This window comes from Streptomyces sp. URMC 124 (assembly GCF_051386455.1).
In the GTDB taxonomy this organism is placed as follows: Bacteria; Actinomycetota; Actinomycetes; order Streptomycetales; family Streptomycetaceae; genus Streptomyces.
In genome coordinates, this window is sequence record NZ_JBPQTS010000005.1 from 33,034 (window position 1) to 54,559 (window position 21,526).

A 21,526-nucleotide genomic window follows, 5' to 3' on the forward strand; every position below is an offset into this window, starting at 1 on the left:
AGCCGCCGTGCTCAGTTGTACGTCTCCAGCTCGTCGTCCAGGATCCCGAACAGCTCGTCGGCGGTCGCGGTCTCCAGTCCGGGTCCGCTCTTCTCGCGTTCCTCCTCCCGGGGGCCGGCGTCCGTCCACTTCGCCGTGAGGGCCCGCAGCCGCACGGCGACCCGCGCCCGCTGCTCGCCGTGCACGACCGCGGCGTCCAGCAGGGCTTCGAGGCGCATCACTTCGGCCTCCGCGTCCTGCACGGCCCCGGCCCCGTCCTCCTCCCCGGCCAGTTCACCGAAGAGGTGCTCCGCGATGGCGGCGGGCGTGGGGTAGTCGAAGGTCAGGGTCGCCGACAGGCGCAGCCCGGTGTCGGCGCCGATGCGGTTGCGCAGCTCCAGCGCGGACAGCGAGTCCACTCCCAGTTCGCCGAAGCCCCGCTCGGGGTCGACGGCGTCGGCGCGTGCGTGCCCGAGCACGTCGGCGACGTGCCCGCACACCGTCTCCAGCAGCAGCTTCCGGCTCTCCGCGGGCGACAGCTCAGCGAGCCGCTGCGGGAGGGCGGCAGCGCCGGGCTGCGGCGTTCCGGCCTCGGCGGTGACGGGTGCGGCGTGGGCGGGTGCGGCGTGGGCGGTCCGCCGGACCGGTGCGCCGCCGAGCGCCCGCACGATCGGCGGGGCGCCTTCGGTGGGCCGCACCCGCATGGGCAGGAGCAGGGCGCGGTCCGCGCTCAGGGCCCGGTCGAAGAGGGCCAGCGCCCGTTCGGCCGGCAGCGGCTCGACGCCGTCGCGGGCCAGCCGCCGCAGCTCGGCCTCGCCGAGCGAGCCGGCCATGCCCGAGGCGGTGTCCCACAGGCCCCAGCCCAGGGACAGGGCGGGCAGCCCGGCCGCGCGCCGCCGGGCCGCGAGGGCGTCCAGGAAGGCGTTGGCGGCCGCGTAGTTGCCCTGGCCCGCCGCCCCCAGGGCGGCAGCGGCGGAGGAGAACAGCACGAACGCGGAGAGACCGAGGTCGCGGGTGAGCTCGTGCAGGTTCCAGGCCGCGTCGGCCTTGGGCCGCAGGACCGCGTCGAGGCGGTCGGGGGTCAGCGACGGCAGCAGCCCGTCGTCCAGCACGCCCGCGGCGTGCACCACGGCGGTGAGCGGATGCGCCTGAGGTATCGCGGCGAGCAGCGCGGCCAGGGCCTCGCGGTCGGCCGCGTCGCACGCGGCGACGGTCACCGTCGCGCCGAGCTCGCGCAGGTCGCCGAGGTCGCCCGGGTCGCCGCCGCGGCTGCTCAGCACCAGGTGCCGGACGCCGTGTCCGGTGATCAGGTGCCGGGCGAGCAGCCGGCCGAGGCTGCCGGTGCCGCCCGTGATGAGCACGGTGCCGTCCCGGTCCGGCCCGGTGAGGGCCGGAGCGGCGCCGGGGACGGGCGCGGCCGGGGACAGGGCGGGGGCGTGGGCCTTGCCCGCGCGCAGGGCGAGCTCGGGTTCCCCGGCGGCCACCGCCGCGGGGAGGGCGGCCCGGGAGGCCGGGTCGTCGTCGAGGTCGACGAGCGCGAGCCGGCCGGGGTGTTCGACGGCCGCGGACCGCACGAGGCCCCAGATCCCGGCCTGGGCGAGGCCGGGTGCGCCCTCCGGGTCGACCGCTCCCCGGGTGACGACCACCAGCCGCGCGTCCCCGAGGGACTCGTCGGCGAGGCGCTCCTGGAGCGTGGCCAGCATCGCGTGCAGGGTCTCCCGGGCGGCGGCGGGGGCGTCCCCGGCCGGGGGCTCCGGGGCGAACAGCACCGTCTCGGGAAGTGCGGCGAGGGAACCGTCGGCCGCGGGCAGCGGCACCGGCTTCCACTCCAGTTCGTACAGGTCCCCCGGTGCCGGGGCGGCGGCGCCCAGCTGTTCCGCGGTCACCGGCCGGATGCGCAGCGAGGACACCGCGGCGACGGGCGACCCCGCGCCGTCGTACAGGTGCAGGCCCATCTGCTCGGTGCCGCGCGGGGTGAGCCGCAGCCGCACCGCCGAGGCGCCCGCCGCATGGAGCGAGACGCCCTCCCAGGCGAACGGCAGGGTCATGACCGTCGGGTCCTGGCCGTCGACGAGGTCGATGGCGTGCAGGGCCGAGTCGAGCAGCGCCGGGTGCAGCCCGAAGCCGGCCGTCTGCGCGCCCTCGGGCAGGGCGAGTTCGGCGTAGACCTCCTCGCCGAGCCGCCAAGCGGCGCGCAGGCACCGGAAGAGCGGGCCGTAGCCGTAGCCCTGCTCGGCAAGGTGGTCGTAGGTGCCGGTCAGGTCGACGGGTGCGGCGCCCGCGGGCGGCCAGGCGCCGAGCGCCTCGGGCCCGGCCGCGGGAGCGGGTGCGAGGACGCCGGTGACGTGCCGCGTCCACGCCTCCCCCGCGTCCTCGGTGCGCGCGTGGACGGTGAGGGTCCGCCGGCCGGTCGCGTCGGGTGCTCCGGCGACCACCTGCAGCTGCACCCCGCCCCGCGCGGGCAGTGCCAGCGGCCGCTCGACGGTGAGTTCCTCGACCAGGCCGCAGCCCGTGCGGTCCCCGGCCTGGACGGCCAGTTCGACGAAGGCACTGCCGGGCAGGAGGACCACTCCGGCGACGGCGTGGTCGGCCAGCCAGGGGTGCGTCTCCAGCGACACCCGACCGGTCAGCGCGACGGCGTCGTCATCCGCCAGCCGGATCTCCGCGCCGAGCAGGGGGTGGTCCGCGGGCGTCTGCCCGACCCCGCCGGCGCCGGCAGGGCCGGTGGGCGCGTCGTCGAGCCACAGCCGCTGCCGCTGGAAGGCGTACGTGGGCAGGTCGGTCCGGCGGGTGCCGGTCCCGGCGAAGATCCGCTCCCGGTCGAGGGGCACGCCGCGGACCTGCAGCGTCGCCAGGGCGGTGGCCAGGGCGACGGGCTCCTCGCGGTCGCGGCGCAGCACGGGGACGAACAGCGACCGCTCGGCGTCCTCCACGCACGAGGCGCCCATGGTGGAGAGCACCGCGTCGGGCCCGATCTCCAGGAAGGTGCGGACGCCCGCCGCCTCCAGGGTGCGGATGCCGTCGGCGAACCGGACGGCCTCGCGGGCGTGGCGCACCCAGTACGCGGGCGAGGCCAGCTCCTCGTCCGTGGCCCGGAGGCCGGTCAGGTTGGAGACGACCGGCACGGCCGGGGCGGCGAACCGCAGGCTCCGCGCGACCTCCTCGAACTCCGCGAGCACGGGCTCCATGCGCGCCGAGTGGAAGGCGTGGCTGACCCGCAGCCGCTTCGTCCTGCGGTCGCCGAAGGCGGCGGCGACGGCGGCCACCGCGTCCTCGTCGCCGGAGACCACCACGGCGCGGGGCCCGTTGACGGCGGCGATGTCCGCGCCGTCACCGAGGTGCGCCCGCACCTCCTCCTCCGTCGCGTCGACGGCCAGCATCGCGCCACCGGCGGGCAGCGTCTCCATGAGGCGGCCCCGGGCCACGACGAGGCGGGCGGCGTCCTCCAGGGAGAGCACGCCCGCGACGTGGGCCGCGGTCAGCTCGCCGATGGAGTGCCCGGCGAGGAGGTCCGGCCGGATCCCCCAGGACTCCAGCAGGCGGAACAGGGCGGTCTCGACGGCGAACAGGGCGCTCTGGGTGTACGCCGTCCGGTCGAGCAGGGCGGCCTCGGCGCTGTCCGGCGCGGAGAAGACCACGTCGCGCAGCGGGCGGTCGAGGTGGGCGTCGCAGTGGCGGCACGCCGCGTCGAACGCGGCGCGGAACACGGGGTGCTGTGCGTACAGCTCCCGTCCCATTCCCGGGCGCTGGGCGCCCTGCCCGGTGAACAGGAAGGCGACCTTGCCGGCGACGGGCCTGCCGCGCACCACGCCCGGCGCCGTGGCGCCCGCCGCCAGCGCCGCGAGGCCCGCGGCGAGCTCGTTCCGGTCGCGGGCGACCACGCCGGCCCGGTGGCCGAGGGCGGCCCGCCCGGTGGCCAGGGAGAAGGCGAGGTCGGCGAGGGGGACGTCCTGGACGGCCGCGAGGCGCCCGGCCTGTGCCGCGAGGGCTTCCGGGGTGTTCCCGGACAGCAGGACGGGCAGCAGGGGTGCTTCGGCCGCGGGCGCGGAGGCCTGGACGGGACCGTCCTCGGGCCCCGCGGCCGGGGCCGGCGCCTCGATGATGGTGTGGGCGTTGGTGCCGCTGATGCCGAACGAGGAGATGCCCGCCCGGCGCGGACGCCCCTCCGCCTCCGGCCAATCGCGCGCCTGCGTCAGCAGCTCCACGCTGCCGGCCGTCCAGTCGACCTGCCGCGAGGGCTCGTCCACGTGGAGCGTGGCGGGCAGGACGCCGTGGCGCATCGCCATGACCATCTTGATCACACCGGCCACGCCGGCGGCGGCCTGCGCGTGCCCGATGTTCGACTTGATGGAGCCGAGCCACAGCGGCCGGTCCCCGGGGCGGTCCTGTCCGTACGTGGCGAGCAGTGCCTGCGCCTCGATGGGGTCGCCGAGGGTGGTGCCGGTGCCGTGCGCCTCCACCGCGTCGACGTCCGCCGCCGCCAGACCGGCGCTCTCCAGCGCCTGCCGGATCACGCGCTGCTGGGACGGGCCGTTGGGGGCCGTCAGGCCGTTGGACGCGCCGTCCTGGTTGACCGCCGAACCCCGCACGACGGCCAGCACCTCGTGCCCGTTGCGCCGCGCGTCCGACAACCGCTCCAGGAGCAGCATGCCCGCGCCCTCGGAGAGGGCGGTGCCGTCGGCGCCGTTGGCGAAGGACTTGGCCCGGCCGTCCCCGGCGAGGTTGCGCTGCCTGCTGAAGTCCACGAACGTGTCGACGGTGGACATCACGGACACGCCGCCGGCCAGGGCGAGGGTGCACTCGCCCTGCCGCAGGGCCTGCACCGCCAGGTGGAGGGCGACCAGCGACGAGGAGCAGGCGGTGTCCACGGTGAGCGTGGGGCCCTCCAGGCCCAGGGTGTAGGCGACCCGGCCGGAGGCGACGCTGCCGAGGCTGCCGTTGCCGAGGTAGTCCCGTACGGACTCGGGGGCGTTGCTGAGCCTGCTGCCGTAGTCGTGGTACATCACGCCGGCGAAGACGCCGGTGCGGCTGCCCCGTACCGCGTGCGGGTCGATGCCCGCGCGCTCCAGGGCCTCCCACGAGGTCTCCAGCAGCAGGCGCTGCTGCGGGTCCGTCGCGAGGGCCTCGCGCGGCGAGATGCCGAAGAAGTCCGGGTCGAAGTCGGCGGCGTCGTGCAGGAATCCGCCCTCGCGGGTGCTGCACCGGCCGGCCTTGCCCGGCTCGGGGTCGTAGAGGCCGTCGAGGTCCCAGCCGCGGTCGGCCGGGAAGGCCGACATGCCGTCCCCGCCGTCGGCGAGCAGGCGCCACAGCTCCTCGGGCGTGGTGACGCCGCCGGGGTAGCGGCAGCTCATGGCCACGATCGCGACGGGCTCGTCCGCTCCGGCCGCGGGCGCGCCGGCGAGTGCGGTGCCGGCCGGGTCGTCGGGGCCGGTCAGTTCGGCCTTGAGGTGGGCCACCAGGGCGGTGGAGTCGGGGTAGTCGAAGACGAGGGTCGCGGGCAGCCGCAGGCCGAGGGCGGCGGAGAGGCGGTTGCGCAGTTCGACCGCCGTCAGCGAGTCGAAGCCGATCTCGCGGAAGGCGCGGCGCGCGTCGAGGACCATGTCCGCGTCGTGGCCGAGGACGGCGGCGACGTGGGTGCGCAGGAGTTCGAGGAGCAGCGCGTCGCGTTCGGCGGGCGCCGCGGCGGTCAGCCGGTCCCGGAGTCCGCCGCCCGCGGAGGCCGTCGCCGCGGTGCGCCGGGCGGGGGCCCGGACCAGTCCGCGGAGCACCGGGGAGAGGGAGTCCGCGCGCCGGAGGGCGGCCGCATCGAGGCCGACCGGCAGCAGCAGCGGTGTGCCCGCGGTCAGTGCGGTGTCGAAGAGCCCGAGGCCGTCCTCGGTGGCCAGCGGCCGGACCCCCGAGCGCGCCATGCGCGCGACGTCGGCGTCCGTCAGGTGCGCGGTCATGCCGGTGCGCTGCTCCCAGAAGCCCCAGGCCAGGGAGAGGGCGGGCAGGCCCCGGGCGGCGCGGTGGTGGGCCAGGCCGTCGAGGAAGGCGTTGGCGGCGGCGTAGCCGGACTGGCCCGCGCCGTCCACGGTGCCGGCCGCCGAGGAGAACAGCACGAAGGCGGCGAGGTCCAGGCCCTCGGTGAGTTCGTGCAGGTGCCAGGCGGCGTCGGCCTTGGGCCGCAGGACGGCGTCGAGCCGTTCGGGGGTGAGGGCGGTGACGAGGCCGTCGTCCAGGGCGCCCGCGAGGTGGACGACCGCGGTCAGCGGGTGTTCGGCGGGGACCGCGGCGAGGAGTCCGGCGAGCTGGTCGCGGTCGGAGGCGTCGCACCGGGCCACGGTCACGGCCGCGTCCAGGCCGGCGAGGTCGTCGGACAGGACGCCGCTGCGGCCGGCGATCAGGAGGTTGCGCGCGCCGTGCGCGGTCACCAGGTGACGGGCGATCAGGCCGCCGAGCACACCGGTGCCTCCGGTGATCAGCACGGTGCCCTCGGGGTCGAGGGCGATGTCCTCGCTGCCGCCGCTCGCCCTGACCATCCGGGGCACGTGGGCCGTGCCCGCACGCAGGGCGAGCTGGGGTTCGCCGGAGGCCTCGGCCGCGGTGGCCGCGTCGCCGGGCGTGGCCGCGGCGTCCGCGTCGATGAGGACGAGGCGGCCGGGGTTCTCGGCCTGGGCCGCGCGGACCAGGCCCCAGACGGCGGCCGCGGCCAGGTCCGTGACGCCCTCCGTGCCGACGGCCACGGCTCCGCGGGTGAGCACGATCAGCCGGGAGGAGGCGGCGCGGTCGTCGGCGAGCCAGTGACGTACGGTCGCGAGCACCCGTGCGGCCTCTGCGCGCGTGGCGGCGAGGGGGTCGCCGGATCCGCTCACGGGCAGGACGGCGTAGGCGGGCACCTCGTCCAGGGCGTCGAGGCCGCCCTCGCCGAGCACGGCGTGCCCGGCGGTGACGGGTCCGGCGGCGGGCAGGGCGGGCCAGTCGAGGCGGTAGAGGTCGTCGGCGCGGCCGGCCGCGGCGAGCGCGCCGGGGTCGGCGGTGCGGGCGACGAGGCCCTCGACGGCGGCCACGGGCGCGCCGGTGGTGTCGGCGAGCTGGAGCGTCGTGACGTCGGTGCCGGTGATCCGTACGCGCAGGGCGGTCGCCCCGGCCGCGTACAGCGAGACGCCGGTCCACGAGAAGGGCAGCCGGGCCGTACCTTCCTCCGGTTCGCCGAGCCCGGCGGCGTGCAGGGCCGCGTCGAACAGGGCGGGGTGGAGGCCGAAGCGCTCCGCCTCCACGGGCAGTTCGACCTCGGCGAAGGTCTCCTCGCCGCGCCGCCAGGCGGCGCGCAGGCCCTGGAAGGCGGGGCCGTAGTGGTAGCCCTGTCCGGCGAGCCGTTCGTAGACGTCGTCGACGCCGACCGGCCGTGCGCCCGCGGGCGGCCAGGCGGCGAGGTCGAACCCGGCGTCCGCGGCGTCCGGTTCCAGCAGGCCGGAGGCGTGACGGGTCCAGCCGTCGGCGCCGTCCTCCGGGCGGGAGTGCACCGACACGGCGCGCTGCCCCGCCCCGTCGGCGTCGCCGACGCGGACCTGCACCTGGACGGCTCCCCGTGCGGGCAGCAGCAGCGGCGCCTCCAGCGTCAGCTCGCCCACCCGGCCGCAGCCGAGCTCGTCGCCCGCGGCGATGGCGAGCTCCACGAACGCCGTGCCGGGCAGCAGGGCCGTCCCGCCGACGGCGTGGTCGGCGAGCCAGGGGGCGCCGGCGGTGGAGAGCCGCCCGGTGAAGAGCATGCCCCCGCCGTCGGCGACGGTGACCGCGGCGCCGAGCAGCGGGTGCCCGGGGGCCGCGAGCCCGGCGGCGGTCACGTCCCCGGCGGCGGAGGAGCGGCCGAGCCAGAACCGCTCGCGCTGGAAGGCGTACGTGGGCAGGTCGGCCGGGCGGACGGGCATGCCGTCGAAGGCGAGCCGCCAGTCGACGGGGACGCCGTGCACGAAGGCCTCGGCCAGCGACGCGAGCCAGCGGGCCGGGCCGCCCTCGTCGCGGCGCAGCGAGCCGAGGCCGGTGATGTCCGCGCCCGCGGCGTCGGCGGTCTCCTCGATGCTGTGCAGGAGCACGGGGTGGGGGCTGCACTCGGCGAAGACGCCGTAGCCTCCGGCGAGCAGCACCCGGGTGGTGGGTTCGAAGAGCACGGTCCGGCGCAGGTTCGTGTACCAGTACCCGGCGTCGAGCCCGACGGTGTCGAACAGGGCGCCGGTGACGGTGGAGTAGAACGGCACGTCCGCGGAGCGCGGGGCGACGGGGGCCAGTTCGGCCAGGAGCCGCTCGCGGATCGTCTCCACCTGCGCGGAGTGCGAGGCGTAGTCGACGGGCAGCCGCTTGACCCGGACCTCCTCGGACTTGAGCAGCTCCTCCAGCGCGTCGAGGGCGTCGATGTCACCCGAGAGGACGACGGAGGCGGCACCGTTGACGGCGGCGACGGAGACCCGGCCGTCATAGGCGTCGAGCCGCTCGCGGATCCGCTCCTCGGGCAGCGCGACCGACAGCATCCCGCCGCGGGCGGAGAGCTCGTCGGCGATGGCCCGGCTGCGCAGGGCCACGACGCGCGCGCCGTCGGCGAGGGAGAGCGCCCCGGCGACGCACGCGGCGGCGATCTCGCCCTGGGAGTGCCCGATGACGGCGGCGGGGCTCACGCCGTACGAGCGCCACAGCCCGGCGAGCGAGACCATGACCGCCCAGAGGGCGGGCTGGACGACGTCCACGCGCTCCAGGGGCGCCGCGTCGCGCACGGTGTCCAGCAGGTCCCAGTCGGTGAAGGGGGCCAGCGCCTCGGCGCACTCGGCCATCCTCGCGGCGAACACCGGGGAGGCGTCGAGGAGTTCGGCGGCCATGCCGGCCCACTGGGAGCCCTGTCCGGGGAAGACGAAGGCGATCCGGGACTCGCTCGCCCGCCGGCCCTGGACGACCTGCGGCGCCGCGGTGCCCTCGGCGAGCGCGGCCAGCCCCGCGAGGAGGGTCTCGCGGTCGCCGCCGATCACCACGGCGCGGTGGTCCAGGGCGGCCCGCGAGGTCGCCAGCGTGTGGGCGACGTCGGGGAGCGGCGCCGGGGCCGGGCCTTCCTCCCCGGCGCCGGTGAGGTGGCCGAGCAGCTGCCGGGCCTGGGCGGCGGGTCCCTGCTCGCCCTGGCCGGAGAGGACCAGCGGGACCGGCCCGGTGAGTCCGGCCGGCTCGCCGGTCCGCTCGGGCCCGGGGACGCCTTCCAGGATCACGTGGGCGTTGGTGCCGCTGATGCCGAACGAGGAGACGCCCGCCCGCCGGGGGCCTTCGGTGCCGGGCCACTCGCGCGCCTCGGCGAGCAGTTCGACGGCGCCCGCCTCCCAGTCGACCTGGGGGGTGCGCTCCTCGGCGTGCAGCGTCCTGGGCAGCCTGCCGTGGCGCATGGCCATGACCATCTTGATGATGCCGGCCACCCCGGCGGCGGCCTGGGTGTGCCCGATGTTCGACTTGACCGAGCCCAGCCACAGGGGCTGTTCGCGCTCCTGTCCGTACGTGGCGAGCAGGGCCTGCGCCTCGATGGGGTCGCCGAGCGGGGTGCCGGTGCCGTGGGCCTCGACGGCGTGCACCTCGTCGGTGCGCAGCCCGGCGTCGGCCAGGGCCTGGCGGATCACGCGCTGCTGGGACGGGCCGTTGGGCGCGGTCAGCCCGTTGGAGGCGCCGTCCTGGTTGATGGCGCTGCCCTTGACGACGGCGAGGACCGGGTGGCCGTTGCGCCGGGCGTCGGAGAGCCGCTCCAGGAGCAGCATGCCGGCGCCCTCGCCCCAGCCCGTGCCGTCGGCCCCGGCCGCGAACGACTTGCAGCGGCCGTCCAGGGACAGCCCGCGCTGCCGGCTGAAGTCCACGAACGTGTCGGGGGTCGACATCACCGTCACGCCGCCGGCCAGCGCCAGCGTGCACTCCCCCGTGCGCAGCGCCTGGACGGCGAGGTGCAGGGCGACCAGCGAGGAAGAACAGGCCGTGTCCACGGTGACCGCGGGGCCCTCCAGGCCGAGGGTGTACGAGACCCGGCCGGAGGCGACGCTGCCGAGGTTGCCGTTGCCGAGGTAGCCCTCGACGCCCTCGGGCACGTCCCCCGTCAGCCAGCTGCCGTAGTCGTGGTACATCACGCCGGCGAAGACGCCGGTCCGGCTGCCCCGGACGGTGTGGGGATCGATGCCCGCCCGCTCGAAGGCCTCCCATGAGGTCTCCAGGAGCAGCCGCTGCTGGGGGTCCATCGCGATGGCCTCGCGCGGCGAGATGCCGAAGAACGCGGCGTCGAACCCGGCGGCCCCGTAGAGGAACCCGCCCTCGCGCACGTGGGTCTTGCCGGGCGTGTCCGGGTCCGGGTCGTAGAGGCCCTCGACGTCCCAGCCGCGGTCGGCCGGGAAGCCGCCGATGGCGTCGACGCCCTCGTCGACGAGGCGCCACAGCTGTTCGGGCGAGCCCACGCCACCGGGGTAGCGGCAGCTCATCGCCACGATCGCCACGGGCTCCGGGGTCGCGGCCGATGCGGTCAGGCGCGCGTTCTGCCGACGCAGCCGCTCGTTCTCCAGCAGTGACTCGCGCAGCGCCTCGACGATCTGCTCGACGGATGTGTCCACGGTAGGTGTCGCTCCCTGATTACTTGGCGTCGCTGCGGTCGAGTGCGGTCCGCACGAGATCGGCGATGTTCATGCTCTTGATGTCCGACAGGCTCTGCCCGGCCGCGGCCTCGTCGTCCGCGCCCGGGCCGGAGCCGCCCGGGCCGGAGCCCGGGGCCGCGCCGGGGGAGGGGTCCGGTCCGGACAGCTCCAGCAGGGAATCCAGCAGGCCCGCCGCGCGGATCCGGGCCACCGGGATGCCCGCCAGCAGGTCGCGCAGGCGCGCGTCCTCGGCGTCCCCTGCGCCCCCCGCGTCCTGGGCGCGTGCCGTGTCACCGGGCCGCTCCGGTACGAGCCGGGTGAGCAGGTAGCCCGCGAGCGCCGCGGGGGTGGCGTAGTCGAAGATCATCGTGGAGGGGAGCCGCAGCCCGCTCACCGCGTTGAGCTTGTTGCGCAGTTCCACGGCGGCGAGCGAATCGAAGCCCAGCTCGGTGAAGGCGCGCTTGGGTTCGACGGAGGCCGCGCCGTCGTGGCCGAGCACGGCGGCCACTTCGGTGCGCACCGCATCGAGGACCGCGTGCTCGTGGTCGGCGGCCGGCAGCCTCTCCAGCCGGCGGGCGAGCGGCGCCGCCCCGGCGTCGTCCGCCGCGCCGCCCTCACCGCCGGCCTCGCGCCGGGAGGGGGCCGCGACGAGGCCGCGCAGGAGCGCGGGGACGTCGTCGGCCCGCCGGCGCAGCGCCGCGAGGTCGAGCTCGACGGGCACGAGCGCCGGGGCGCCGGCCAGGAGGGCGGCGTCGAGGAGCGCGAGCCCGTCGGCGGGGTCGAGGGCGCCGATGCCGGACCGGGCGATGCGCTGCCGGTCCGCCTCGTCCAGTTGCCCGCCCATGCCGCCGGGCTGGTCCCACAGGCCCCAGGCGAGGGAGACGGCGGGCAGCCCGGTGGCCCTGCGGTGTGCGGCGAGCGCGTCGAGGAACACGTTGGCGGCCGCGTAGTTGCCCTGACCGGTGGCGTCCAGCGTGCCCGCCGCCGAGGAGAACAGCACGAAGTGCGCGAGGTCCTGTCCCTCGGTCAGCTCGTGCAGGTGCCACGCGGCGTCGGCCTTGGGCGCGAGCACCCTGTCGATCCGCTCGGGCGTCAGCGAACCGATCAGGCCGTCGTCCAGGACGCCCGCGGTGTGCACGATGCTGCGGACGGGGTGCTCGGCGAGCAGCGCGGCGAGCGCGGCCCGGTCGGCGACGTCGCAGGCGACCACGTGGGTCTCCGCGCCGAGTCCGGCGAGCTCTTCCTGCAGCTCGGCCGCGCCCGGGGCGTCGGGGCCGCGGCGCCCGGCGAGGACCAGGCGGCGGACGCCGTGGCGGTCCACGAGGTGCCGGGCGACCAGCGCGCCGAGGCCTCCGGTGCCGCCGGTGATCAGTGTGGTGCCCCAGTCCGGGGCGTCGTCCCGGTCGCCGGCGGCGCCGGCCCGGGCCAGCCTCGGCACCAGCACCCCGCCGTCGCGCAGGACGACTTCGGGCTCTCCGGAGTCGAGGGCGGCGGCCAGCGCGGGCAGGGACGGCAGCCCGTCATCGGTGGCGGTGTCCGCCAGCACGATCCGGCCCGGGTCCTCGGCCTGCGCCGCCCGGACCAGCCCGCGGGCGGCGGCCGCGGCGAGCCCGCTCCCCGTCAGCACGACGAGCTGCGAGGTGGCGAGCCGCTCGTCCGCCGACCACTCCTGAAGGACGCCGAGCACGCGGTGCAGGGCCGAGCGCACGGCCGCGGGCACCTCGCCGGCGTCCGTCCGTACGGGCAGGAGGACCGCGTCGGGCACGTCGGCCCCGAGGGAGGACAGTCCGGGAGTCGTGGGCAGGCCGAGCCCGAGGCCGTCGGTGCCCAGCACCACGATCCGGCGGTCGCTGCCGCTTCCTGCGGGCGGCTGCGACTGCGGCTGCGACTGCGGCAGCGGCACGTGCTCCACGGTGAACAGCGCGTCGTGGCCCGTGGTCAGGCGGCCGGCCGCGACGGGCCGGGTCGTGTAGGACCCGATGGACGCGAGCGGCCGGCCGTCGGCGTCCGCGAGCTCGATCCGTACGCTTCCGGCCGCCGCGTCGCCCTCGCCGCCGCTGCGGGAGAGCCGGACGCGCGCGGCCGCGGCGCCGGTGGCGTGCAGGGCGACGTCCTCCCAGGCGAAGGGGAGCCGCACCCGGCCGTCGTCCTGCGCGGGCTCGTCGTCGAAGAACGACGTGACGTGCAGGGCCGCGTCGAGGAGCGCGGGGTGCAGGCCGTACGCGGCCGCCTCGGCGCCGGCCCCGGCGGGGAGCACGAGTTCGGCGAAGAGTTCCCCGCCGCGGCGCCAGACGGCCCGCACGCCGCGGAAGTCCGGCCCGTAGGCGAAGCCGTCGGCCTGCAGGCGGTCGTAGAGCCCGTCGGCGTCGACCGCGACGGCACCCGGCGGCGGCCACTCCGCGAGGGACTGCGGCTGCAGCCCGCCCCGGTCGGTGAGGAGCGCTGTCGCGTTCCTGGTCCAGCCCGCGCCGGACGCGTCGCCCTCGGGCCGCGAGAAGATCTCCGCGGTGCCGCCCTGGGCCACCACCTGGAGCTGTACGGCTCCGCGCCGCGGGATGACGAGGGGCGCTTCGAGCGTGAGCTCTTCGAGCACGGGGCGGCCGGTCAGGTCGCCGGCGCGGACGGCGAGGCCGACGAGCGCGGCGCCGGGCAGCAGCACGGTGCCGAGCACGGCGTGCTGGGCGAGGGCGGGGTGGGTGGCGAGGGAGAGCCGTCCGGTCAGCATGACGCCGTCGGAGGCGGCCAGCCGGATCTCCGCGCCCACGAGCGGGTGGTCGAGCGGGGTCTGGCCGAGGCCGCCCGCGTCGCCCTTGCGCGCGGGGACGTCGAGCCAGAAGCGCCGGTGCTGGAAGGCGTACGTCGGCAGGTCGACCGGCTGCCCGGCGCGGCCGCCGTGGAGCACGGACCAGTCGACGCCGGCGCCGCGCACGTGGACGCGGGCCAGCGCGCCGAGCAGTTCGCGCACTTCGGGCCGGTCCTTGCGGCAGACCGCCACGAACTCGGCGGCGTCGGTGCAGTCCCGGCCCATCGCGGTGAGCACCGCGTCGGGTCCCAGCTCCAGGAAGGTGGCGACGCCCTGCGCCTCCAGCGCGGCGACGGCGTCGGCGAAGCGCACGGTCTCCCGCACGTGCCGCACCCAGTACTCCGGCGAACGCAGCTCCGCCGCCGTGGCCGGACGGCCGGTCAGCGTCGAGACGACGGGGACGGCCGGGTCGGCGGCGGAGAGCCCGGCCATGACCTCGCCGAACTCCGCCAGCATGGCGTCCATGTGGGGCGAGTGGAAGGCGTGGGAGACCCGCAGCCGCTTGGACCTGCCGAAGCCCTCCGCGAGGGCGAGGACCGCGTCGGCGTCCCCGGAGACCACGACCGAGCGCGGACCGTTGACGGCGGCGATGCTCGTCCGCTCGTCCAGCAGGGGCGCCACCTCGTCCTCCGCCGCCCGCACGGCGACCATCGCGCCGCCCTCGGGCAGCGCCTGCATCAGCCGGCCGCGCGCCGCGACGGCCGTGACCGCGTCCTCCAGCGACCAGACCCCCGCGACGTGCGCGGCCGCGAACTCGCCGACGGAGTGGCCCGCCAGCCAGTCGGGGCGCAGCCCGAAGGACTCCAGCAGGCGGTACAGCGCCACCTCGGTGGCGAAGAGGGCGGCCTGGGTGAAGGCGGTCCGCTCCAGCAGCCCGGCGTACTCGGCGCGCTCGGCGTCGTCGGCGGGCTCCCCGAACAGGACCTCGGCCAGCGGCCGTTCGAGGGACTTGTCCAGCAGCGCGGCGGCCCGGTCGAAGTGCTCGGCGAAGACGGGGAAGGCCGCGTACAGCTCACGGCCCATGCCGAGCCGCTGCGAGCCCTGGCCGGAGAACAGGAACGCGAGCCCGCCCTCGGCGGCCGGGCCGGTGAGCAGGTTCGGCGCGGCGGTCCCCTGCGCGAGCGCGGCGAGAGCGGCCTCGGCCTCGGCGCGGTCGGCCGCCAGGACCACCGCGCGGTCCCGGTGCGCGGTGCGGGCGGTGGCCAGGGCGAGGGCCAGGTCGGTCATGTCGGCGCCGCCGGTCAGGGGCAGCAGCCGCGCGGCCTGCTCGCGCAGGGCGGCGGTGCCGCGGGCGGAGACGGGCAGTGCGAGGAGCCCGGGGGCGGGGGCCGCTCCGGACCCGGCCGCCGCTTCGGGGCCTGCGGGGCCGTCCGGCTGGGGCGCGGCCTCCTCCAGGATCACGTGGGCGTTGGTGCCGCTGATGCCGAACGAGGAGACGCCGGCCCGGCGCGGGCGGCCGTCCCGTTCCCACGGCCGGGCCTCGGTGAGCAGGTCCACCGCGCCGGCCGTCCAGTCCACCTGACCGGACGGGGCGTCCACGTGCAGCGTCCGGGGCAGCACCCCGTTGCGCATCGCCATCACCATCTTGATCACGCCGGCGACGCCGGCCGCCGCCTGGGTGTGACCGATGTTCGACTTGATCGAGCCCAGCCACAGCGGCCGGTCCGCCGGCCGCTCCTGCCCGTAGGTGGCGAGCAGGGCCTGGGCCTCGATCGGGTCACCGAGGGTGGTGCCGGTGCCGTGGGCCTCCACCGCGTCGACGTCGGCGGCGGTCAGCCCGGCGCCGGAGAGGGCGGCGCGGATGACCCGCTGCTGGGACGGGCCGTTGGGGGCGGTCAGGCCGTTGGAGGCGCCGTCCGAGTTGATCGCGCTGCCCTTGACGACGGCCAGGACCCGGTGGCCGTTGCGCAGCGCGTCGGAGAGCCGTTCCACCACCAGGACGCCGACGCCCTCGCCCCAGCCGGTGCCGTCGGCCGCGGCCGCGAAGGACTTGCAGCGGCCGTCGGGGGCCTGCCCGCGCTGCCGGCTGAAGTCCACGAACGTGTCGGGGGTCGACATCACCGTCACGCCGCCCGCGAGGGCGAGCGAGCACTCGCCCTGCCGCAGCGCCTGCGCCGCGAGGTGCAGGGTGACCAGGGAGGAGGAGCAGGCCGTGTCGACGGTGACCGCCGGCCCCTCCAGCCCGAGCGCGTAGGCGACCCGGCCGGAGACGACGCTGCCGAGGGTGCCGTTGCCGAAGTACGCGGCGACGTCCTCGGGCACGTCGGTCAGCCAGCTGCCGTAGTCGTGGTACATCACGCCGGCGAACACGCCGGTGCGGCTGCCGCGGACGGCCGCGGGGTCGATGCCGGCCCGCTCCAGCGCCTCCCAGGAGACCTCCAGCAGCAGGCGCTGCTGGGGGTCCATGGCGACGGCCTCGCGCGGGCTGATGCCGAAGAAGTCGGCGTCGAACTCCGCGGCGTCGTAGAGGAAGCCGCCTTCGCGGGCGTACGTCTTGCCGGGCGTGCCGGGCTCGGGGTCGTAGAGCGCCTCGGTGTCCCAGCCGCGGTCCTCGGGGAAGGCGGCGATGCCGTCGACGCCGTCGGCGACCAGCTGCCACAGCTCCTCGGGCGAGCGGACCCCGCCGGGGTAGCGGCAGCTCATGCCGACGATGGCGATGGGCTCGTCCGCGGCGGCGGCGAGCCCCGCGGGCGCCGGCGGGGCGTCCGGTGCGGCGCCGAAGAGCGTGTCGCGGATGTGGCCGGCCAGAATCTCCGGCGTGGGGTAGTCGAAGACGAGGGTGGCGGGCAGGCGCAGCCCGGTCGCGGTGTTCAGCCGGTTGCGGAGCTCGACGGCCGACAGCGAGTCGAAGCCGGTCTCGGTGAAGGCCCGGGACGGGTCGACGGCGGCGGCGCCCTCGTGCCGCAGGACGGCCGCGACCTCGGTGCGCACGAGCTCCAGGAGCGTGCGCTCCCGCTCGGCGGCCGGCAGGGCGCCCAGTGCACCCGGTGCACCCGGTGCGCCCGCGGCGGAGGGCGGGGCCGGTGCCGCGGCCGCGGCGGCCCGCCGCGCCAGGGGGCGCACGAGCCCGCTGAGCAGCGGGGGGATGCCGTCGGGCCGGGCGCGTACGGCCGCGGCGTCGATCTCGACCGGCACGAGCCGGGGTTCGCCGGAGCGGACGGCGGCGTCGAACAGGCGCAGGGAGCGTTCGGCGCTCAGCCCGGGCAGGCCGTACTGCGCGATGCGTGCCAGTGCCGTCGCGTCGAGGCCGGCTCCCATCCCGGCGTCGGTCGCCCACAGGCCCCAGGACAGGGCGGTGACGGGCAGGCCGAGGGAGGCGCGGTGGCCGGCGAGGGCGTCGAGGAAGGCGTTGGCGGCGGCGTAGTTGCCCTGTCCGGCGCCGTCGAGGACGGCGGACAGGGAGGAGAAGAGGACGAACGCCTTCAGGTCCCGGTCCCGGGTGAGCTCGTGCAGGTGCCAGGCGCCCTCGGCCTTGGCCCGGAAGACCTCGGCGAGCAGTTCGCCGGTGAGCGAGCCGATCACCCCGTCGTGGACGGTGCCCGCGGCGTGGACGACCGAGTCGACGGGGTGGGCGGCCAGGAGCCGTTCGACGGCGGCGCGGTCGCCCATGTCGCAGGCGACGACGCTCACGCCGGCGCCCAGCGCGGTGAGTTCCGCCTCCAGCCCGGGTGCGGAGCCCCGCCGGCCGGCCAGCACCAGGCTGCGGACGCCGTGGGTGCGCACCAGGTGCCGGGCCAGGAGCCCGCCGAGGCCGCCGGTGCCGCCGGTGATCAGGACGGTGCCCCACTCCGGCGCCGCGCCCCGTGCGGGCTGCACGGCGGTCAGCCGGGGGACGCTGAGCTCCCCGCCGGAGAGGGTGAGTTCGGGCTCGCCCGTGGCGAGGGCGGCGCTCAGGTCGGCGCCGGACGGTACGGAGTCGGAGCCGTCGTGCTCCAGCAGGACGAAGCGGCCGGGGTTCTCCGCCCGGGCCGAGCGCACCAGACCGCGGACCGGCGCGTGGGCGGGGCCGGCGGAGGTGACGACCACCAGGCGCGCGGCGGCGGAGCGGTCGTCGGAGAGCCAGGACTGCACGGCACGCAGGGCGTCCGCGGCGGCGGCCCGCCCGGCGGTCGCGGGATCGCCGTCGTGCTCGCCGGCCCGGTACACGACCGCGTCCGGCACCGGCGCCGTGCCGTCCAGCACGTCGCCGAGTGCGGCCGTGCTCAGCTGCGGGACCTGTGCGGGCCGGGGCGCGGGCACGGTCCGTATCACGTAGAGCAGTTCGGCGTCCGGTACCGGGCGCGAGGTCAGGCCGCCGATGGTGGCGACGGGGGCCCCGGTGGCGTCGGCGAGGCGCAGGGAGAGCGTGTCCTTGCCGTCGCGGGAGATCCGGACCCGCACCGCCGTGGCACCCACGGCGTGCAGGCGGACGTCGGTCCAGGCGAAGGGGACCAGGACCTCCGGGCGCGCCTGCTGCCCGAGGTCGGCGGCGTGCAGGGCCGCGTCGAGCAGGGCGGGGTGCAGGCCGAAGCCGGTCGCCTCCGCTGCCGTCGCCGGGTCCAGGGCGACCTCGGCGCAGATGTCGTCGCCGTCGCGCCAGGCCGCGCGCAGGGCCTGGAAGGCGGGTCCGTAGCCGTAGCCCTGGGCGGCCAGGCCGGCATAGACGCCGGTGAGGTCGAGGGGCTCGGCGCCCGCGGGCGGCCAGGCGTCCAAGGGCGCCGGATCGGGGGCGGGGGCGGTGGCGAGGACGCCGGTGGCGTGCCGGGTCCAGGCGCCGGGCTCCGCCGTGTCGCTGCGGGAGTGGACGGTCACGGGGTGGCGCCCGGACGCGTCGGGCTCGCCGACGGCGACCTGCACCGCCACTCCCCCGTCGGCGGGCAGCTCCAGCGGCGCGCCGAGGGTCAGCTCCTCCAGGGTGACCGCGCCGACGTGGTCGCCCGCGCGCAGAGCCAGTTCGACGAATGCCGTGCCGGGGAACAGCACGCGGCCGGAGATGGCGTGGTCGGCGAGCCAGGGGTGGGTACGGAGCGAGAGGCGGCCGGTCAGGACCGCTTCGTCGGCGCCGACGGCGACAACCGCGCCCAGCAGGGGGTGGCCTGCCGGGAGCTGCCCGAGGCCGGTGGCGTCCGCGCCGGCCGAACCCGGTTCCAGCCAGAACCGGTTGCGCTGGAAGCGGTACGTGGGCAGGTCGATCCGCCGTCCGCCGCGGCCGGCGTGGAAGCGCGCCCAGTCGACGTGCGCGCCGCGCTCGTGGGCCAGGGCGAGCGCGGAGACGGCCTGGTGCTCCTCGGGCCGGTCGCGGCGCAGCAGCGGGGCGAACGCGAGGCCGGTGCCCTCGGCGCACTCCTCGGCCATGGCGCTGAGGACGCCGTCGGGGCCGAGCTCCAGGAACGTACGGACTCCGGCGGCTTCCAGGCCCCGCACGGCGTCGTGGAAGCGCACCTGGGCGCGGACGTGCTCGACCCAGTAGTCGGGGCTGCACAGTTCGCCGGTGGTGAGGGCGCCGGTGACGGTCGACACGACGGGGATCCGCGGCGTCGCGTAGGTGAGCACCTGGGCGATGCGGCGGAACTCCGCGAGCACCGGCTCCATCAGCGGCGAGTGGAAGGCGTGGCTGACCTGCAGGCGCTTGGTGCGGTGGCCCCGCCCGGCGAGGGCGTCGGCGATGCGGGCGATCTCCTCCTCGTCGCCCGAGATCACCACGGAGGTGGGCCCGTTGACGGCGGCGATGCCGGTGCGCGGGGTGAGCAGGGGCGCGACGTCGGCCTCGGGGGCCTGCACCGCGACCATGGCGCCGCCTGCGGGCAGCTCCTGCATGAGGCGGCCGCGGGCGGCGACGAGGATCGCGGCGTCCTCCAGGGTCAGTACCCCGGCCGCGTGGGCGGCGGCGAGTTCGCCGATCGAGTGCCCGGCGAGGTAGTCGGGGCGTACGCCCCAGCTCTCCAGGAGCCGGAACAGCGCGACTTCGACGGCGAAGAGCGCGGGCTGGGCGTATTCGGTCTCGTGCAGCCGCGCGGCCTCCGGTGTGTCGGGGTCGGCGAACAGCACGTCGCTCAGGGACGGTTGGAGCTGCATGTCGAGGTAGCCGCAGACCTCGTCGAGGGCGTCGGCGTAGGCGGGGAAGGCCTCGGCCAGGCCGCGGCCCATGGCGAGGCGCTGGCTGCCCTGGCCGGTGAAGAGGAACGCGAGGGCGCCGGGCCCGGCCACGCCGGTGGGGGCGGTGCCGGAGGCGAGGGCCGTGAGGGCCTCCTGCAGGGCGCCGCGGTCGCCGGTGACGATCGCGGCGCGGTGCGGGAGGGCGGCGCGCGTGGTGGCCAGGGAGAGGGCGAGGTCGGCCAGGGGCGCCTCGGCGGCGAGGGGCAGCAGCGCGGACGCCTGGGCGCGCAGGGCCGCTTCGCCGCGGGCCGAGAGCACGAAGGGCAGCGCGCCGGGGGCCGCCGCGTCCGCGGGCGCGGCGCCCGGGCCGGGGGCCTCGTCGGGTCCGGGGTGCTCGACGATGAGGTGGGCGTTGGTGCCGCTGACGCCGAACGAGGAGATGCCGGCGCGGCGCGGGCGGCCCGTCTCGGGCCAGGGCCTGCCTTCGGTGAGCAGTTCCACGGCCCCCGACGCCCAGTCGATGTGCGGGCTGGGCGCGTCGACGTGCAGGGTGCGGGGCAGGTGGCCGTGGCGCATGGCCAGGACCATCTTGATGACCCCGGCCACGCCGGCGGCGCCTTGGGTGTGGCCCAGGTTGGACTTCACGGAGCCGAGCAGCAGCGGCTCCCCGCCGTTCCGCTCCCGGCCGTAGGTGGCGAGGAGCGCGTGGGCTTCGATGGGGTCGCCGAGGGTGGTGCCCGTGCCGTGCGCGTCGACGGCGTCGACGTCGGCCGCGCTCAGCCCGGCGTTGGCGAGGGCCTGGTGGATGAGGCGCTGCTGGGCGGCGCCGCTGGGCGCGGTGAGGCCGTTGCTGGCGCCGTCCTGGTTGACGGCCGAGCCGCGGACGACGGCGAGGACCCGGTGGCCGTGGCGGTGGGCGTCGGAGAGCCGTTCGAGGACGAGGACGCCGGCGCCCTCGGCGAATCCGGTGCCGTCCGCGGCGGCCGCGAAGGCCTTGCACCGGCCGTCGCGCGCCAGTCCGCGCTGGCGGCTGAAGGCGGTGAAGACGCCGGGCCCGCCCATCACGGCGACGCCACCGGCCAGCGCCAGCGAGGACTCGCCCTGCCGCAGGGACTGGCAGGCCAGGTGGATGGCGACGAGGGAGGCCGAGCAGGCGGTGTCGACGGTGACGGCCGGCCCTTGCGTGCCGAGGACGTAGGCGACGCGGCCGGAGATGACGCTGGGCGCGTTGCCGGTGAGGAGGTAGGCGTCGAGGCCGTCGGGCGCGTCGTGCAGGCGCGGGCCGTACTCCTGCACCTCGGCGCCGAAGAACATCCCCGCCGCGCTGCCGCGCAGGCCCGTCGGGTCGATCCCGGCGCGCTCCAGCGCCTCCCAGGCGGTCTCCAGGACCAGCCGCTGCTGGGGGTCCATCGCCGGGGCCTCGCGCGGGCTGATGCCGAAGAAGTCGGCGTCGAACTCCGTGGCGGTGTCCAGGAACCCGCCCGCGCGCACATAGCTGCGGCCCGGCGCCTCGGGGTCGTCGTCGAAGAGGTTCGCGAGGTCCCAGCCGCGGTCCTCGGGGAAGCCGGACAGCACCTCGCCGCCGTCGGCCAGCAGCTGCCAGAGCTCCTCCGGCGAGTCGATCCCGCCGGGGAAGCGGCAGCCGATCCCCACGACGGCGACGGGCTCGTCGGCGGGACCGGCCACCGCCGCGACCGGCGCGGGGCGGACCGCGGCGGCCTCGCCCAGGGCCCCGGCCAGCAGCCGTTCGGCGAGGGCGACGGGGGTGGGGTGCTCGTAGGCGAGGGTGACCGGCAGGTCGAGGCCGGTCTCCGCGCTCAGCCGGCGGTGCAGGTCGACGGCCGCCAGCGAGTCGAAGCCCAGCTCGACGAAGGGGAGCGTGAGGTCCAGGGTTCCGGGGGCGTCGGGACGGGCCGCCCGCAGCGCCGCCGCCGCGTGGGCGTGCACGAGGTCGAGGACCACCCTGCGGTGTTCCGACGGCGCGGTGGTGGCCAGCAGCCGGGCCAGTGCTGAATCGGAACTGGACTCGTTCATCCGCGCATCTCCACTTTCG

The 21,526-nt window shown here is 77.1% G+C and carries 2 protein-coding genes; both read right to left on the bottom strand.

Features of this window, described 5'->3' with window-relative positions; translation table 11 throughout:
* Positions 1-11 precede the first annotated feature (11 nt).
* Entirely contained in the window at positions 12-10,634 is a 10,623-nt protein-coding gene (locus ACSNOG_RS01870; RefSeq protein ID WP_436750748.1) for an SDR family NAD(P)-dependent oxidoreductase, read from the bottom strand.
* Positions 10,594-21,507, bottom strand: coding sequence for an SDR family NAD(P)-dependent oxidoreductase (locus ACSNOG_RS01875; RefSeq protein ID WP_436750718.1), 10,914 nt, complete (start codon positions 21,505-21,507; stop codon positions 10,594-10,596). The genes ACSNOG_RS01870 and ACSNOG_RS01875 overlap by 41 nt, the downstream gene beginning before the upstream one ends.
* Between the last annotated feature and the right edge of the window lie 19 nt (positions 21,508-21,526).

Excerpts from the sequence above, each read along its gene's own strand:
- ACSNOG_RS01875 (WP_436750718.1), bottom strand. The coding sequence starts at position 21,507 with ATGAACGAGTCCAGTTCCGATTCAGCACTGGCCCGGCTGCTGGCCACC.